At 66.0% G+C, this 16,601-nt stretch carries 17 protein-coding genes; 8 read left to right on the top strand and 9 right to left on the bottom strand.

Features of this window, described 5'->3' with window-relative positions; genetic code table 11:
* Window positions 1-6 precede the first annotated feature (6 nt).
* Both cysC and cysD read right to left on the bottom strand, forming a co-directional pair.
* Entirely contained in the window at window positions 7-1,893 is a 1,887-nt protein-coding gene (gene cysC, locus JWN03_RS02325; RefSeq protein ID WP_297608947.1) for an adenylyl-sulfate kinase, read from the bottom strand.
* Window positions 1,893-2,798 (bottom strand): sulfate adenylyltransferase subunit CysD, encoded by a 906-nt coding sequence (cysD, locus tag JWN03_RS02320; RefSeq protein WP_297608945.1) that lies wholly within the window; start codon window positions 2,796-2,798, stop codon window positions 1,893-1,895. The genes cysC and cysD overlap by 1 nt, the downstream gene beginning before the upstream one ends.
* 218 nt (window positions 2,799-3,016) lie before the next feature.
* Here cysD and JWN03_RS02315 point away from each other — a divergent pair, with 218 nt between their 5' ends.
* Both JWN03_RS02315 and JWN03_RS02310 read left to right on the top strand, forming a co-directional pair.
* A complete protein-coding gene (locus tag JWN03_RS02315) occupies window positions 3,017-3,922 on the top strand; it encodes a helix-turn-helix domain-containing protein (protein WP_297608943.1) in 906 nt (301 codons plus the stop codon).
* Between the two features lie 31 nt (window positions 3,923-3,953).
* Window positions 3,954-4,487: an NUDIX domain-containing protein gene (locus JWN03_RS02310; RefSeq protein WP_297608940.1), complete on the top strand. Its 534-nt coding sequence runs from the start codon at window positions 3,954-3,956 to the stop codon at window positions 4,485-4,487.
* A gap of 1 nt (window position 4,488) precedes the next feature.
* Here JWN03_RS02310 and JWN03_RS02305 read toward each other — a convergent pair whose 3' ends face one another.
* The gene (locus JWN03_RS02305) at window positions 4,489-4,911 is read right to left on the bottom strand and encodes an SRPBCC family protein (protein WP_297608937.1); all 423 of its coding nucleotides are present in this window, start codon (window positions 4,909-4,911) and stop codon (window positions 4,489-4,491) included.
* 175 nt (window positions 4,912-5,086) lie between these two features.
* Between JWN03_RS02305 and JWN03_RS02300 the strand changes: the two genes are divergently transcribed.
* Entirely contained in the window at window positions 5,087-5,608 is a 522-nt protein-coding gene (locus JWN03_RS02300) for a L,D-transpeptidase (RefSeq protein WP_297608935.1), read from the top strand.
* A 69-nt stretch (window positions 5,609-5,677) separates the two neighbouring features.
* On the opposite strand, the gene JWN03_RS02295 is transcribed toward JWN03_RS02300, so the two are convergent.
* Window positions 5,678-6,424, bottom strand: coding sequence for an SDR family oxidoreductase (locus JWN03_RS02295; RefSeq protein ID WP_297608933.1), 747 nt, complete (start codon window positions 6,422-6,424; stop codon window positions 5,678-5,680).
* An 86-nt stretch (window positions 6,425-6,510) separates the two neighbouring features.
* On the opposite strand from JWN03_RS02295, the gene JWN03_RS02290 reads away from it, so the two are divergent.
* Together JWN03_RS02290 and JWN03_RS02285 are read left to right on the top strand one after the other, a co-directional pair.
* A complete protein-coding gene (locus JWN03_RS02290) occupies window positions 6,511-7,344 on the top strand; it encodes a helix-turn-helix transcriptional regulator (protein ID WP_297608930.1) in 834 nt (277 codons plus the stop codon).
* 114 nt (window positions 7,345-7,458) lie between these two features.
* Window positions 7,459-7,944 carry a hypothetical protein gene (locus JWN03_RS02285; RefSeq protein ID WP_297608927.1) on the top strand — a complete coding sequence of 162 codons (486 nt, stop codon included), beginning with the start codon at window positions 7,459-7,461 and terminating at the stop codon, window positions 7,942-7,944.
* 293 nt (window positions 7,945-8,237) lie between these two features.
* Here JWN03_RS02285 and JWN03_RS02280 read toward each other — a convergent pair whose 3' ends face one another.
* Entirely contained in the window at window positions 8,238-8,816 is a 579-nt protein-coding gene (locus JWN03_RS02280) for a TetR/AcrR family transcriptional regulator (RefSeq protein WP_297608924.1), read from the bottom strand.
* A 106-nt stretch (window positions 8,817-8,922) separates the two neighbouring features.
* On the opposite strand from JWN03_RS02280, the gene JWN03_RS02275 reads away from it, so the two are divergent.
* Complete coding sequence (locus tag JWN03_RS02275) at window positions 8,923-10,089, top strand: FAD-dependent monooxygenase (protein WP_297608921.1); 1,167 nt, start codon at window positions 8,923-8,925, stop codon at window positions 10,087-10,089.
* Window positions 10,090-10,374: 285 nt separating this feature from the next.
* Here JWN03_RS02275 and JWN03_RS02270 read toward each other — a convergent pair whose 3' ends face one another.
* Entirely contained in the window at window positions 10,375-10,923 is a 549-nt protein-coding gene (locus JWN03_RS02270) for an NADAR family protein (protein WP_297608919.1), read from the bottom strand.
* Between the two features lie 215 nt (window positions 10,924-11,138).
* Window positions 11,139-12,347, bottom strand: coding sequence for a hypothetical protein (locus JWN03_RS02265; RefSeq protein ID WP_297608917.1), 1,209 nt, complete (start codon window positions 12,345-12,347; stop codon window positions 11,139-11,141).
* Window positions 12,348-12,538: 191 nt separating this feature from the next.
* Here JWN03_RS02265 and JWN03_RS02260 point away from each other — a divergent pair, with 191 nt between their 5' ends.
* Together JWN03_RS02260 and JWN03_RS02255 are read left to right on the top strand one after the other, a co-directional pair.
* A complete protein-coding gene (locus JWN03_RS02260; protein ID WP_297608915.1) occupies window positions 12,539-13,798 on the top strand; it encodes an FAD-binding oxidoreductase in 1,260 nt (419 codons plus the stop codon).
* Between the two features lie 131 nt (window positions 13,799-13,929).
* Window positions 13,930-14,733: an SDR family NAD(P)-dependent oxidoreductase gene (locus JWN03_RS02255; RefSeq protein ID WP_297608912.1), complete on the top strand. Its 804-nt coding sequence runs from the start codon at window positions 13,930-13,932 to the stop codon at window positions 14,731-14,733.
* A gap of 163 nt (window positions 14,734-14,896) precedes the next feature.
* Here the strand turns inward: JWN03_RS02255 and JWN03_RS02250 are convergent, their stop codons facing one another.
* Both JWN03_RS02250 and ctaC read right to left on the bottom strand, forming a co-directional pair.
* Entirely contained in the window at window positions 14,897-15,313 is a 417-nt protein-coding gene (locus JWN03_RS02250) for a cytochrome c oxidase subunit 4 (protein WP_297608910.1), read from the bottom strand.
* Window positions 15,314-15,326: 13 nt separating this feature from the next.
* Window positions 15,327-16,316, bottom strand: a complete 990-nt coding sequence (ctaC, locus tag JWN03_RS02245; RefSeq protein ID WP_297609081.1) for an aa3-type cytochrome oxidase subunit II — start codon at window positions 16,314-16,316, stop codon at window positions 15,327-15,329.
* Between the last annotated feature and the right edge of the window lie 285 nt (window positions 16,317-16,601).

The following is a 16,601-nucleotide window of genomic DNA, read 5'->3' as shown; positions in this document are numbered from 1 at the left end:
TTCTTTCTAAGAGATAAAGCCGAGTTCGGTACGGATGCGGAGAGCAACGTCGGTCGGGGTGCCCTGATCGGGCGTTATGACCAGTTCGGCATACTCGGGCCGCTCATAGGGCGAGGAGATGCCGGTGAATTCGGGCAGCTCCCCCGAGCGGGCACGCTTGTAGAGGCCCTTGGGATCGCGCAGCTCGCACTCCTCGAGCGGGGTGTCCACGAAGATCTCGTGGAACGGCAAATGCTTGCCGGCGTGCAGCTTTCGCGCATCCCGCCGCTGCTCGCGGAACGGACTGATGAGCGAGACGATGGCGATGGTGCCCGCATCCGCGAACAATGCGGCGGTTTCGGAGACGCGGCGGATGTTCTCGCGGCGGTCCTCATCGGTGAACCCGAGATTGCTGGTGAGCCCGTGCCGCAGATTATCGCCGTCGAGCAGATAGGCGGGTCGCCCGGAGGCGATCAGCTGCCGCTCCAATTCCACTGCGATGGACGACTTTCCGGATCCGGAGAGCCCGGTCAGCCAGATTGTCGCGCCTTCGCTGAGACGCTGGGTGCGCTCGACCGCGGAGTTGTGCCACACCACATTCGCACGCGGCCGCCGGCCCGTGGCGCGATGGCCACGATCACTGGTCGCCTCGGTGAGGCCGGGGGTCCGCGCGGTGATCATGCCCGCTGCCACAGTCTGATTCGTGGTCTCGTCGACCAGAATGAAACTGCCGGTGGCGCGATTGTCCCGGTACGGGTCGAACATGATCGGCTGCCGGGTATGCAGGGTGACGCGCCCGATGTCATTGAGCGCCAGCTCATCCGCCTCCGTCTGTCGATGCAGAGTGTTCACATCGAGCCGGTAGTCCAGCTCGGTGACCCGCACCTTCGAGTTCTGGGTGGCGGTGCGAATGCTGTAATCGTTCCCGGCCCGCAGCTGCGCGGCATCGGAGAACCAGCACACCATGGCGTCGATTTCACGATCCTGATGCGGCTGATTGCCGGGCCGGGCGAGCATATCCCCACGGCCGATATCGATTTCGTCGTCGAGGGTGAGCGAGACCGCCATACCGGCGAAGGCTTCGTCGATCTTGCTGCCGCCCGGTCCCCAGATCTCCGTCACGTGACTGGTGCGGCCCGAAGGCAGCGCCACCACCTCATCGCCAGGCTTGAAGATGCCGCCCGCGATGGTGCCCGCATAACTGCGCTGGCTCTCGCCGTGCGGGCGAATCACGTACTGCACAGGCAGTCTCGTATCGATGAGATTGCGGTCGGAGGCGATGTGCACCTCTTCGAGATGCCGCAGCAGTGTCGGCCCCGGGTACCACGGTGTGTGCTCGGACATGTCGACCACATTGTCGCCGTGCAGCGCCGAGAGCGGAAGGAAACTGAGGTCGCCGACATCGAGCTTGGTCGCGAAATCCGCGAATTCCGAACGGATTTCCTCGAAGCGCTGCTCGGACCAGTCGACCAGATCCATCTTGTTCACGCACAGCACCAGGTGGCCGACACCCAGCAGCGAGGACAGGAAGGCGTGCCGCCGCGTCTGCTCGGAAACACCTTTGCGGGCATCCACCAGAATGAGCGCCAGATCCGCGGTGGACGCACCGGTGACCATGTTCCGGGTGTACTGCACATGCCCCGGAGTGTCCGCGATGATGAATTTCCTACGCGGGGTGGTGAAGTAGCGGTACGCGACATCGATGGTGATGCCCTGCTCCCGCTCGGCCCGCAGCCCGTCGGTGACCAGCGCCAGATCCGGCTGACCGCTACCGCGCGCCAGGCTGACCCGTTCGAGGGCGTCGAGCTGATCGGTGAACAGCGATTTGGAGTCGAACAGCAAGCGCCCGATGAGGGTTGATTTGCCGTCGTCGACACTGCCCGCGGTGGCCAGTCGTAAAAGGTTGCGGCGCATCAGAAGTAGCCCTCTCGCTTGCGATCTTCCATGCCGGAGTCGGAGATTCGGTCGTCGGCGCGGGTGGCGCCGCGCTCGGTGAGCCGGGTGACCGCGGTTTCGGCGATCACCTCGGTGGCATTGGCCGCGTCGGATTCGACGCATCCGGTGCAGTCGGCATCGCCCAGGGTGCGGAAGCGCACGGTGGTTTCGAAAACCTTCTCACCGGGCTGCGCGGTCAGGAACTTATTGTCGGCCAGCAGCATTCCGTCGCGCTCGATCACCTGGCGGCGGTGTGCGTAGTACAGCGACGGCAGCGCCACCTCGGCGCGATCGATGTACTCCCAGATATCGAGCTCGGTCCAGTTCGAGAGCGGGAAGACGCGAATATGCTCACCCTTGCGGTGGGCGCCGTTGTAGAGGCTCCACACCTCGGGCCGCTGCGCCCGCGGATCCCACGCGCCGAACTCGTCGCGGAAGCTGAACACCCGCTCCTTGGCTCGCGCCTTCTCCTCATCACGCCGGGCCCCGCCGAAGACCGCGTCGAACCGCTCCTCGCGGATACTGCGCAGCAGTGTGGCGGTCTGCAGCCGATTGCGGGTCTCGCCCGCGACCTCGGTGACCCGGCCGGCGTCGATATCGTCCTGCACCCGGCCCACCAGCAGCTGCGCTCCCAGCCGCTCGGCCGTGCGATCCCGGAAGTCGATGACCTCGTCGAAATTGCGGCCCGTATCGATGTGCATCAGCGGAAAGGGCAGCGGTGCGGGCCAGAAGGCTCGCCGCGCCAGTTCCAGCATGACCGCCGAGTCCTTACCGCCGGAGAACAGCAGCACCGGCCGTTCGAAGGTGGCGGCAACCTCTCGAATAATGTGCACCGATTCCGCCTCCAGGGCGTCCAGGTGCGACAACTCGTATCCCGCGCGCATTCGCTTCACTCACTCGCCGCGTCTTCCGTCAACGTGCCTGTCCGGTTGGTGTCCGTCCAAGGCTTGCGTTGTCGAATATTCGACGCTATTGTTCGATTATGTGACACCGACGATAGGTCGCTAGCCTGTGACGGTCAATACCCCGCGCCGAATTGGTACGTCACATACCGGCGTCCACCCGCCGGAAGCCGCAGCAAGCACGAGCAGCAGAGGTCACAGTGTCTGAAATCAGCTCCGCCACCGCGCTCTCCGAGACCGCTCCCACCAGCGAGTCGGGCGCGGTCTCCCCGCCCACGCGGCGCGTGGTGCAGACCATCGAACTGCTGTCCCGGCATCCGGCCGAACATCTCTCGCTCGCGCGCATCATTCGCGGCACCGGCATGTCCCGCGCCACCGCGCACGCCGTGCTGACCCAGCTCACCGGCGAGGGCTGGACCATTCGCGACGAGGACGGCAATTACTGCCTGGGCCTGGGTTTGATGACCGTCGCCCGGCGCGCCGAGGCCGCCTTCCCCATCCGCAGCCTGGCCGCCGACGCCATGCGCGAACTGGCGCAGGCACACCAGGTTCCGGCCTTCCTGGCCGAACGCGAGCAGAACTCGATCCTCATCACCGAGATGATCGGCACCCCGTCCGTGCATTGGATGCGCGCCGGCCGCCGCATGCCCTTCGCCCCGCCGGTCTGCCGCGAATTCATCGCCTGGGCCCCCGAGCCCGCCCGCCGGCAGTGGCTGGCCGGCGCCGAACCCGCGCACCGTCCGCGCCTCAACGCGGTCCTCGACGCCATTCGCACCCGCGGCTATGCGGTCGAGCGCCTAGCCGACGATTCCACTCCCATGCTGGAAGCCCTGGCGGCACTGCGACATTCACCCGTCACCGATCCGCTGCGGCACCGCCTCAGCGCCATGATCACCGAACTCATCACTATCGACTATCTCCCCGACGAACTCGGCGAAGACAACGCCGTCGTCTCGGTCTCGGCCCCCGTCTTCTCCCCCGACGGCACCGTGATCGCCTCGATCGTCGCCTGCCCCGACACCCACCTCCCCGCAGCCCGCCTCCGCGACCTGGCCGCCGCCACCGTCACCGCCGCCTCCACAGTCGGAACCGCCCTGCGCCGCTGACAGCGCGGCGATACTCGGGGAGGATCACGGGATGGACGTCCTCACTTCCCGCGAGATCTACTCCAACCAGTGGATAACAGTCCGCGAGGACATCATTCGCCGCCCCGACGGCGAACAGGGCCTCTACGCGGTAGTCGAGAAATCCGATTTCGCCATTATCGTGCCGCAGGACGGCGACCGTTTCCACCTGGTCGAGCAGTTCAGACATCCACTGCGCCAACGCTTTTGGGAATTTCCGGGCGGCTCCGTCGCCGACAGGACCCTCGACCCGATCGAGGTGGCACGGCAGGAGCTCCGCGAGGAGACGGGCCTGCGCGCCGAGCAGCTGACCTACCTCGGCAGGGTCGCGCCCGCGCCCGCCACCAGCACCCAGTACGGCAGCATCTACCTGGCGACGGTGCTGACGGAGGGACCGCACGAGCGGGAACCCTCCGAACAGGACATGCGGGCGGCGTGGTTCTCCCGTGCCGAATTGGAAGCGCTGATCACCGAGGGCGTGATGGTCGACGCGCAATCGGTCGCCGCCTACGGGCTCCTGCTACTGCACGAGCGCAATCAGCGCTGAGCTACTGGGACGCGCCCGCGTGCTTGATGAGTCCGGCGACCACATCCGGGAAGTCGGCGGTGATCTGGGCGCCGATTTCCGGGCCGGCGGCATCGGCGGAGGGACCGGTGATCTCGGTGCGGTAGGTGACCATGGTGCGGCCGGGGGCGAGTAGTTGCAGGCGGTGGTCGGTGCGGATCTCGAAGCCTTCGCCGGTGAAAACGTCGGCCCAGAGCCGGCCCTCGATGATCTCGACGAAGCGCAGTTCGACAGTGTCGCCCTCCGGCGAGGTCATCCGGAATGTGGTTCCGACCGCGAAAGGTCCGTCCAGCTCGAAGCTTTCGATGCCCGGATTCCATTCGGGCCACCGGTCCGGATCGGACCAGCTGCGCCACAGCGCCTCCGGATCGACATCGGTCTCGGCGCTGTATTCGTACTCCCACATGAAGCGTCAGTCTTCCACTTCCGCGCTGTACACGCCGGTTACCAATGGTGGCAATACTCCGGAATCGCCGTTTGTGCCCCCTAAGATGCAGTGATAGTTCCTATGCATGACCAAGAGGTGGTCCCCACCACCGGCGCGCACTGCTGCGCCCCTGGATGAGCGAGGTTGGAACGTCATGAGTGGCAATCATTTCCGTAATCGCACGGCCTGTACCGCGGTACTCACCGGCATGGCGGCGGCGGCCCTCGCCATGGCGGGCACCGCCCAGGCCGATCCGCTATGGCCCGGTGGCCCCGATGTCCCCGGCGTACCGTCCATCATTCAGCCGTCGGCGCCCGCGCCGGTCACGGCCCCCTGCACGTCCGAAGGGGCCCGAGTCTGCATGAGCCTCTCCGACAATGAGGCCTGGCTCATGGAGAACGGCAAGGTCACCTACGGTCCCACCCCCATCTCGCACGGACGGCCCGGGTTCGAAACACCCCCCGGCGTCTTCCACGTGGCCTCCAAGAAGGAGTACCACTGGAGCACCATGCACAATGCCGAGATGAAGTGGGCCGTGTTCTTCAACGGTGATATCGCGACCCATATCGGCCCGATCGAGGAGAAGTCGCACGGCTGCATCCGCATGACTCCCGAGGGTGCCGAAACCCTCTACCGCTGGGTCAGCCCGGGCGATGTGATCGAGGTCGTCCGCTAGATCCGCACCAGGCACACAAGCGCCCCGCCGAGAACTTCGGCGGGGCGTTTGCGGGTGGTGGGCCCGCAATCACCAAGGGAGCGGACCGTATTCGACGTCGCCGCCCATGTGATAGCCCCAGAGCTGGCCGGAGGGGCCGTCGGCAGGCAGGGTGGCGAGGTGTACCGACGGCTCGGCACCCTGGGCCGGGGTACGGAAGCCGGCGTTGCCATTGAAGTCTGTGGCCGTGTAGCCGGGATTGGCCGCGTTCACCTTGATGGGAGCGTCCCAGAATTCCTTGGCGTACATGGCCGTGATCATGTTGAGGGCGGTCTTCGCGGACGGATAGGGGATTGCCGCCATCGGCCACATGGGGCTGTCGGGGTCGGTCATCATGGCGATGGAGCCGACTTCGCTGGAGACATTGACGATTCGGGCGGCCGCGGCGCGGCGCAGTAGAGGGAGGACGGCGTTGGTGACAGCGACTACGCCGAAGACGTTGGTCTCGTAGACCCTCCGGAGGGTGGCGAGAGTGGTGGACGAGGGATTGTTGTCGCCGTCGACGAAACCCCCGATGGCAGCATTGTTGACGAGGATGTCGAGTACGCCGTACTCGGTCCCGATCCAGTCCGCCGCCCGGGCAATGGATTGCTCGTCGGTCACGTCGAGTTGCACGAAGATCGCGTCTGCGCCTTCGGCCTTCAGCTTGTCGGCGGCGGTGCGACCCAGGTCGGCATCGCGTGCTCCGATAAGAACGGTGATGCCGCGAGCGGCGAGTTGGCGGGCAGTTTCGTAGCCGATGCCCTTATTGGCTCCGGTGATGAGTGCTGTAGTCATGTCATTCAGCATCGCGCCCGAAATCGGCGCTGGGGAGGACCAGGTTGTACCACCCATCCGGCGCGGAACTGGCCGACACTGGAGGCATGGCGGATCGAAGCGAACTGGCGGACTTCCTGCGCACCAGGCGGAACCGATTGCGTCCGAGTGATGTCGGGCTGCCGGACGGAATCAACCGGCGCGCACCGGGATTGCGGCGGCAGGAGGTCGCGCAACTGGCCGGGATCTCGGTCGACTACTACATCCGAATGGAGCAGGCGCGCGGGGCGAAGCCGTCGCGGCAGGTGCTGGCGGCGCTGGCGCGGGCAATGGTCCTCACGGTGGACGAGCGGGACTACCTCTTCCGCATGGGCGGGGAGAATCCGCCGACCGTCGCCGGACCCAATCGAACTGTGCCCCAGTCGGTTCGAACAATTCTCGATGCGCTCGGCACGCCTGCCTACGTCGTCGACGCCACCTACGAAATCCTCGCCTGGAACGACTCTGCCATCCCCTTCATCGGCGATCTCGACGCTTTTCCCGATCACGAACGCAATATGGTGCGCTGGATGTTCCTGAGCGCCGCCGACCATCCGCAGTGGTCGAACAGCGAGACGCGCAATTTCGCCCGCACCACGGTCGCCGATCTGCGTGCCGCCTACGCCCGCTATCCGGGCAATCCCGCACTGGCCCGATTGGTCACCGAATTGCTCGGCACCGCACCACGTTTCGCCGAAATGTGGAACTCACACGATGTGGAGGTCCGCCGCGGCCACAACAAACACATCGACCACCCGGACCTCGGCCTGCTCGAATTCGAATGCCAGGTGCTGCACATCTCCGACACCGACCAGCGCATGATCGTCTACTGCGCGACGCCCGGCTCCCGTGCCGACACGGTATTCCGATCCCTGGTCGCCGCCCGGCCGACCACGCGCTGAGCGCGAGCACCCGAGATGTAACCGAGCGTCCTATCTCTTACCGACAGCCGCGCCACACGGGCACTTCACGTGAAGTCGTCACAGGCGCAGGGTTTCTCGCTGACGGGTGCATCCATGACCAAAACTCTCACGCTGCTCGCCTCGCTCGCGGTAGCGGCAAGCAGCTTCGGCCTCACCGCCGCCGACACCGGTACGGAAGCCGGTCCCGCCTGCCTCTGGGCGGGCGCCGCCTACCCACAGGGGGCACAGGTGAGCGCGGGCGGCTCCGACTACACCTGCGGATCGCAGGGTCCGGCCCCCTACTGGACTCGCGGCCGAGCAGCAGCGGTCAGTACAGTCCCCAACCCGGGCGCGGACTCCAACCCGGCAGGCAGATTCAGCGCCGGCGCACGCCAACCCGGCACCGAATACGAGGACACCTGCGTCGGCGACCAATTCATCCCGGGCCCCGACGACGTGTACCAGGCCGTCTCCGACGGACGCGGCGGCCTGCTGTGGAAATTCGCCGGCCCGATCTCCCAGTGGACCTTCGACCCCGGCGCGGTACGCCCGCGAACCACCCGATCCTCCGGCCTCTGCATCGACGGCGTCCTGACCTGACGCACTCCGAAACCGATTGCGCCCCAGCAATGGCGCTGGGCCGTGGATGACCAACGGCGTTCATCCCGCGCACCGACCGAGACGGCAGTGACGAGCTTCGCGCCGTGAAGTCATCGCCCGCCCTCGTCATTCCGGCGTGCGTATGGCCGGATCCACCGAGACATGTTGCAGCGCCGCAGGTGTGGATCCCGGCCAAAAGCGTGCCGGGATGACGAGGGCGACGTTGCACCCGGATCTCGGTGCCGGTGACGATATGGCCGGACCGGGCCGAGGCGGCATATCGCAGCCCCGGATCAGGCCGCGGGGGCTGACACCAGGTAGCGCTGGATGGTCGGGCCGATCTCGGCGATCAGCTGGTCGGGGGTGAGAGCCACCACGGGGGGAATGCGGAGGACGTAGCGGCACAGGGCGATTCCCAGCATTTGGGTGACGATCAGCGCGGCGCGGCGGGGGGCGTCGGCGGGGTCGCCGACGCTCAGCACGGAGGGCATCACCTGTTCGGCGAAGATTTGGCGAACGCGGTCGGTGGCGATGTCGTCGGTGACCGCGGAGCGCATCAGGGTCAGGATGATGTCGTTGCCGGGTGCCGCCTCCCAGAGTTCGAGGAAGCGGCGCACCAGCAGTTCGCCGAGCGAATCGGACTGCGCGGCATTAAGATCCGGCAGGTCCAGGCGGATATCCACGGCGGCGGCGAACAGGCCGTCTTTATTGCCGTAGTAGCGCATGACCATCGACGGGTCGATTCCGGCATCGGCCGCGATGGCGCGAATGGTCGCCTTGCGGAACCCATCCTCGGCGAATCTCCGGCGCGCGGCGTCGAGGATCGCGGCGCGGGTGGCGTCGGATCGGCGCGGGGTGCTCTCGGCTGTCATGCCAACGACTGTAGGCCAACAAGTGTTGACACACCCGCGATGGGGTCCTAATGTCTAAGTCAACAGATGTTGGCCAACAGATGTTGGCAAAGCTTTAGGAGTCGATATGGACACCATTCCCGCCACCACCACCGTCGCTATCGTCGGCGCGGGCCCCGCTGGTCTGACCGCAGGCATCGCTCTCGCCGACGCGGGCATCGACGTAGTACTGCTCGACCGCCTGGCCGAGGGCGCGAACACCTCACGAGCCGTCGTGGTGCACGCCCGCACCCTGGAGGTGCTGGCCGACTACGGGATTGCCGATCAGCTCATCGAACACGGCATCCAGACACCGAACTTCGTCATGCGGGACGGCGAGCGCGCACTGGCCCGGGTCTCGTTCGCCGAGCTCCCCACCCCGTACCCGTACGCCCTGATGATCGGGCAGGAGTCCACCGAGGCCATCCTGCTGGCCCGGCTGGAGAAGGCGGGCGCACAGGTGCACCGCCTCTACGAGGTCACCGGCCTCACCCAGGACGACACCGGCGTCACCCTCGAATACACCGGCCCGGATGGCACGGGCTCGCTGCGCGCGGACTACGTGATCGGCGCAGACGGCATGCACAGCAAGGTCCGCGAGGCCGCCGGTATCGGTTTCACCGGTTCCACCTATGCCGAATCCTTCGTACTGGCCGACATCCACATGTCCTGGCCCGACCCGCGCAACGAGGTCTCACTGAGCCTGTCCCCCGAGGGCGTCACCGTCGTCGCGGCGCTGCCCGATGCGACAAACACCCGCTACCGCGTGGTCGCGACCATCGCCGAGGCCCCGGAGAAGCCGAGCCTCGAGGATGTACAGGCGATCCTGGACCAGCGCCGCCCCGACTCGAATGTGAAAGTCCATGACGTGCTGTGGAGCTCACGCTTCCGCGTCCACCACCGCCTCGCCGACCACTACCGCGCCGACCGCATCTTCCTCGCAGGCGACGCCGCCCACGTCCACAGCCCCGCCGGCGGCCAGGGCATGAACACCGGAATCCAGGACGCCGCCCTCCTGGGCACCCTCCTGGCCCGCACCCTCCACGGCGCCCCCGACCTCCTCGACACCTACGAAAAGACCCGCCGCCCAGTAGCAGCCGGCGTAGTGAAGTTCACCGACCGCATGACCCGCATGGCCACCCTCCGCCCCCGCCCCGCCCGCCTCATCCGAAACCTCTTGATCACCACCGCCACCCGCATCCCCGCAGTCCGCAATGCCCTCGCCTACCAACTAGCCGAACTAGCCAACCGCTGACCCAACCACCACCAATGCATCCGCCCCGCAGCAGCCGGGACGGATGTCGCTGCCCGCCAAGGACACCGGCCACGATCTTCCTGGCGATCATGAAAGCCCGCCGCCCTCGGGTTCCCGCCCAACTGAAGTCCGATCCGCCCCCGACTGAACAACCGATCACCAGGAACTAGTGGTGGCATCGCCTCAGCACCGAACAGGCCTGACAACGTCTGTTCCATCCGGAAGCGCGCTGTTCCGTCCCGGGAACCGCTGTTCGATCGGTTCGGGTGCGTGCGGCTGGCCTGGTCAGCTCACTGAGACGAGGGCGTCGCGGGCTTCCATGAGGGCGAAGCCCAGGAGGTTTTCGCCGCGCCATTGGGAGGGGTCGGCGGCGGACGGGTGTTCGGCGCCGAGGCCGATGCCCCAGATGGTGTCGCGGGGAGCGGCTTCCACGAGGATTTTGCCGTGGGTGGCGAGGAGGAAGTCGCGTAGGGCGTCGTGCTGGCCGAATTTGGCGATACTGCCGCGCATGACGATGTCGAAGCGGTGCGCCACCCAGGTGCCGGTATCGAAGCCGCGCACCTCGCGGCCGAGCCGTTTGGCGTCGGCGGGGGTGGCGCTGGCGAGCACTCGGTCGCGGACCTGCTCGTCACCGAAGAGGCGGGCCTTCTCGCCCATCATGAAATGCTCTGCGCTGCGGTAGGTCTGGCCGTCGACGGTGAATTCCACCGGCCACCACTGGCTCAGTACCCACTTGCCCACCTCGTGCCCCGGAGTGCGGGTATGCCCCCAGAAATAGAGGAATTCCGGTGTTGTCCCCTCCGCCATTTCGGCGGTCAATTGTGCCCTGTCCACAAATCCCGACCCTAGTCGACCGTTGTGACAGGCTCCGACCCAATATTCGCCACACCGCCGGACCCGCCGCCGAAACCCGGATCAACCGGACGATTCGCGTCAGACTTCGCACCCCAACACACCATTGGGTCACCAACCGTGTGGATCCTGGCCAAAAGCATGCCGGGATGACGGAGGGCTACCCCGGGATAACGGGGCTAACCGCTCGAACAGGCTCAGTAGCCCGGCAGTGCGCGCAGGCAGGACATGATCTCGGCGGACGGGTGGTCCCTCACCCGATAGCGCGGCGGGTCGTATCCGTCCACGGGCGTCAGATCGATATGCGCGGCAACGTCTTCCCACGCGACCCGGACCACCTCACCGCCACTGGTCACCAGGCAGAGGAAGTGCGCTCGCGGCAGCAGCGTGGGAACACCGTCCGTCCAGGGCGCCATGGTGTGCGAAGTCCCATCGGACGCGCGCACATGCATGAGTTCACTGACCGCCTCCTCCCGGAACCGGTCGGCGCGTAGGTGTTCGGTCTGCGTGCGGTAGGTACTGGAAGCCAGCCCCACCTCGAGTCGCCGCAGCGCATGCCAGGCCGGATGTTCCTCCGGCAGCTGCAGCGGCACCAACTCCCCCTCCTCGTCCACCGTGTACGGCAGCGGTGAGAGCGGCCGTAGCGCCTCGCTGTATTTCTCCTCCGCCATCTCCAGGAAGATCGGCAACTGCTCCTCCGCCGCCCCCAGCACCACGAACATGCCGAGATGCCCGGGTAGCAACACCATCGGGCGCACACCTGTCCGCGCCCGGACACCGGCCAGCCACCCACCGAGCAGCGGTAGCGACCCGACATAACTCTCGCCGTTATCATCGGCGAATTCGAGAACCCTGATACCCGTGCAGGGTTCGAATGCCTCCAGCGTATTCATCGCCAGCCCCGCCATATTCATATGCGCGGACCGGAACACACGCTCCGCGTCCACACCCCACCGCCGCAGATCAACGGTGGTGACGAAATGAATCGTGCTCGGATTGTCGATCACGATCATCTCGATCAGATAGGGCAGCGCCGGCCGCCACACCATTACCTGCCGGCTGTCGAAACCCTCGAAATCCAAGTGAATACGCCCGGACCCGCGCAACACCGGACGTAGTCGCCCCACCACCGAATCCCAGGTGTCCGGCTCACCTTCCGACAAAAACGCCTGCAGCAGATCGGCGACGCGACGCAGGCGCTCCTGATCCGGTTGCCCCTGACACCGTTCGAACAGCGTGTGCAGCACTAGCTTCCCGTGCCCGGTATCCCGGAACCGGAATGCGACCTCGAACGCCTCGGCATCGAATTCCGCCGAATTGATCCCTTCGTACTGCTGTACCTGCGCAAGCACCTTGTTGCCGAACCGATTTCGCTCCAACCTCAAATCCCCGCCCGAAGAACTCATGGCGCGGACTATACGTATATCCACCGACAGTTCGGGCCGCTTCACACCCCGCACCCGAGCCCCGCGAATTCATAGCGAACCCGACCGCCGCGACCGGAAACACGCTGTTCACACCATGTCTCACCCCCGCTCACCGGGACGGCGGTCCAAGCACGAGCACAACCGGCGCGACTATGGTTAGCTGTAGCGCCATGAGCACGTCCCTCTCCACCCTCCCCGCAGAATTCCTCCCCCGCGATACCGCGGATGTGGTTCGCACCGTGCGGGATTCGCGCACGTCCACGAAACCGCTGATCATCCGCGGTGGGGAGCGGCCGGACGAGGAGCTTTCCCTCCCGGACCAGGGCAGCGTGCTGTCCATGCGCAGGATGAACCGCGTACAGGTCGTCGACGCGGACGCACGCACCGTGCGGGTGCAGGCGGGGGCGCGGCTGTCCGATATCGACCGCACCCTCGGCGCGCACGGCCTGGGTCTGCCCATTGTCGGCGATCATCGGGATATCACCGCGGGCGGTTTCGCGGCGGTCGGCGGGCTCAGCGCCGCCTCGCACCGCTTCGGCATGTTCAGCGACAATGTGGTGGAACTCGAATACGTCGATCAGGACGGACGTTTCGGCACCTGCGGGCGCAATCATCACACCGAGCGATTCCGCCGGATCCTGGGCGGCGGCGGGCGCACCGGCATCATTACCGCGCTCACGCTAGAGGTGACCGATGTGGACAAGGACCGCACCTGGCTCACCACCGACGCCCACCGCTTCCTGGACTTCGACACCTTCGTGGAGCAGTCCTACAAGGAGATTCAGTCCCCCGGCGGCGCCATGCTGCAGGTGGGCCGCTGGGTGGACACCGCACCGCTGAAGGTCGCCCGCCCGGTCGGCACCGGCACCGTGCAGCTCGGCACCGTCCGCTTCGGCCAGTGGTCCAGCCTGCACCCCACCGCGCCCAATCTGTCGCTGCGGGCCCGCCGCGAGGTCGGCGCCCGCGCCCGGAAGTCGCTGGGCGCCATTGCCGCCTCGGCCGGCGGCCGCGCCGGTATGCCCGTCCGCAATGCCGCCGCCGGTGCGCTCATGTTCGCTCCGAAGGTGCTGACGCTGCGCGATGCGGAGTACTTGGCCGATACCGTTATCAGTTCCTCGGAACGCGGAGCGGCCTACCGCATCTCGGTTTTCGCGCCGATGTCCACCTATCCGCGGGTCTTCCACCGCCTGCACGATCTCTTCTCCGGCCACCGCGAGAGCACCGGCTGCTTCACCGTCATCTCCGCCCTCACCTATGGCGTGCGGTCCACCTACCTGCATGAACTCGACGAAGAGGACCACGGCTTCATCACCTTCACCTGCCGCCTGCGCCCGGCCGCGCTGCCCTCGGAACTGTTGCGGGACATCGTTTCCTCGATCGACGAGATCTGCCTCACCGAACGCGCCCGGCGTTATGACCCGACCGATTAGAATGTGTTCCGCCGCACCGCCAGCAACCGGTTAGCAGCCGCTGCAGGTGGTGCGGACGGTATCGGTACTGTCGGCGGGGCACCGGTACATGGTTCAGCTCAGTTCATTCTTGACTGAAGGTTGCCTGTCCCATGGTCGAATTCCGTGCTGCCCGCCGCCCCCGTCCCGCCGTGAATACCATTGCGGGTAAACGCATTGTCATCACCGATGCCTGCTCCGATATCGGCCGGACCACCGCCCGATTACTCGCCTCCCACGGCGCAGAGGTCCTCCTCGTCGCGCGCCGCGGGAGCCAACTCGTCGAAGACTGCGCTGCCATAGTCGATTCCGGCGGCCGCGCCCATTGGAACCGCTGCGATATCTCCGCCCTGGGCGATGTCGATCAGCTCGTCGAATGGCTACTCACCGAATTCGACAGCATCGATGTTCTCGTCAACAATGCCGGCCGCCCGACGCGTCGCCCCGTCCTGGAATCCCTGGATCGCTTCAGGGATTACCAGCGCACGATGGCCGTCAACTATTTCGGGCCGCTGCGACTGACTCTCGGCCTACTACCCGCGATGCTGGCAGGCGGCTCGGGTCATGTGGTGAATGTCGGCCCGTGGAGCCCCACCACCGGCGCCGCACCGAATTTCGGGGCCTACGCCAGTTCCCAGGCGGCCTGGACCACCTTCGGCCAATGCGCCGACGCCGAATTGGCCCCACGCGGTATTCATGTCACCGCGGTGCACTATCCGGCCTTCCGCATGGACTCCGCCGCGCCGACGTACTACACCGAACAGCCGATCCTGAACTCCGCGCAGGCGGCCGGTTGGATCGAGACGGCAATTCGCACCCGCCCCACCCAGATTCAGCCCCGCTTCCCCCGCGCCCTGCTCGGCCTCGCCGGTATGGCCCCGCGCACCACCCGCCTGAAACAGGCGCTCGGCATCTGAGGACCGGTTCCATCCGATGAGGGGAGGCGGGGTGCCCGGCAAAGGTCACCCCCCCTTTCGGATCTTCTGCCCCTCAAACCGGCATGCGTTTGGCCGGGATCCGCCGCTGACCGCATACAGCAAAGCGCCCCACCGAATTCCGGTGGGGCGCTTGCTTATCGACTCAGTGCTTCTCAGGTCCGATGTGGTACTCGAACACCAGCCCGCCGGCGGCGAACAGGATGCAGACCACGCCGACCGCGATCAGCCAGTACTGGAAGAAAGCGAAGCCGAGAGCGGCAATGGAACCCGAGGCGGCCAGCAGGATGGGCCAGAACGAACCGGGCGAGAAGAAGCCCAGGTCGCCGGCGCCGTCCACGATCTCCGCCTCTTCGAAGTCTTCCGGACGCAGGTCCAGTCGACGGGCGACGAAGCGGAAATAGGTCCCGACGATGATCGCCAGGCCAGCCGTCAGCACGATGGCGGTGGTACCCGCCCATTCGACGCCGGTACGCGACTGGCTGGTGAAGTAGCCGTATATGACTCCCACGATCGCGAAGAAGACCGCGAGCAGTTCGAAGATGCGAGCTTCGACCTTCATATCAGTTCATCCCTCACTTGACTTCGGAGGCAAGTTCATTGCCACGCGCATCGCGCTTGGTATTGAACGGCTGAGTGGTTACGGCCAGCGGTGCCTCGCCGATATCCCGCAGCGCTGCGGCATTCGTCTCGCCTGCCTTGCGCGCATCCATGTACTTCGTGAAGTTCTCCGGCGTCACCGCGCGAACCTCGAAGTTCATCATCGAGTGGAACGTGCCGCACATTTCCGCGCAGCGGCCGACGAACGCGCCGGTCTTCTCGATCTTGGTGATCTGGAAGATATTGTCCGAGTGGTTCTGCTTCGGGTTCGGCATGACGTCGCGCTTGAACAGGAACTCCGGCACCCAGAATGAGTGGATGACGTCCGCGGCGGCCAGCTGGAACTCGATGTTCTTACCGGTGGGCAGCACCAGGATCGGAATCTCGTTCGAGGTGCCGACGGTCTCGACCGTGTCGTAGTTCAGGTACGAGATGTCATTGGCGGGCAGACCGTTGTTCGGACCGGGCTGCGGGTGACCGTCGGCCGTCCGCTCCTTGTACTCGTCCTGGATCTGCTTGTTCACATCCTGACGGGCGTGATCCACACCGTCGAGCTGGTAACCGCCGTCCTTGAAGTCGACCTTCTGGTAACCGAACTTCCAGTTCCACTGGAAGGCCGTCACATCGACGACGACATCCGGGTTCGGGACCTTCTCGGCCACGTAGTTCTGCACCACCACGGTGAAGTAGAACAGCACCGCGATGATCACGAACGGAGCAGCCGTGTAGCTCAGCTCCAGCGGAACGTTGTAACCGGTCTGCCGCGGGAACTCCGGGGAGTCCGCCTTCTTACGGTGGAATGCGACCGTCCAGAAGGTCAGACCCCAGACCAGCACGCCCATCACCAGTGCGGCGATGACCGACCATGTCCACAGCTCGCGCATCCGGGTGGCCTGCGGCGTAATGCCCGAGGGCCAACCGAATCGAAGCCACGGGTTGTCGATCGAGCAGCCGGAGACGAGCATCGCGGTGATGCCCAAGGACACCGCCAGCCCGGCCCGTCGAAGGATGCGGCCCCGTCGACCCTGGGCGGGTCGTGCCCCTATCGCTTCGCTCGCCTTGTGCGCCACGCTCAACGCCTTCCTGGTCGTCTATTCGACTGGCGTCGCCCGGGCTCCCTTCCGCCGGGCGACACAACTACAGCACGCTGGGAACTCTGGAACCAGCCCCGCGCAACGCACGACCGGCCCCGGGAGTTCCCGAGTACTACGCAGCGTAGACCAAACCGGGCACCGCATTGTGGTGGGGTC

Source organism: Nocardia sp. (assembly GCF_025465275.1).
Classification (GTDB): Bacteria; Actinomycetota; Actinomycetes; order Mycobacteriales; family Mycobacteriaceae; genus Nocardia.
Note: the sequence above shows the minus strand (reverse complement) of the source record. Positions and strands in the feature narration are given on the sequence as shown.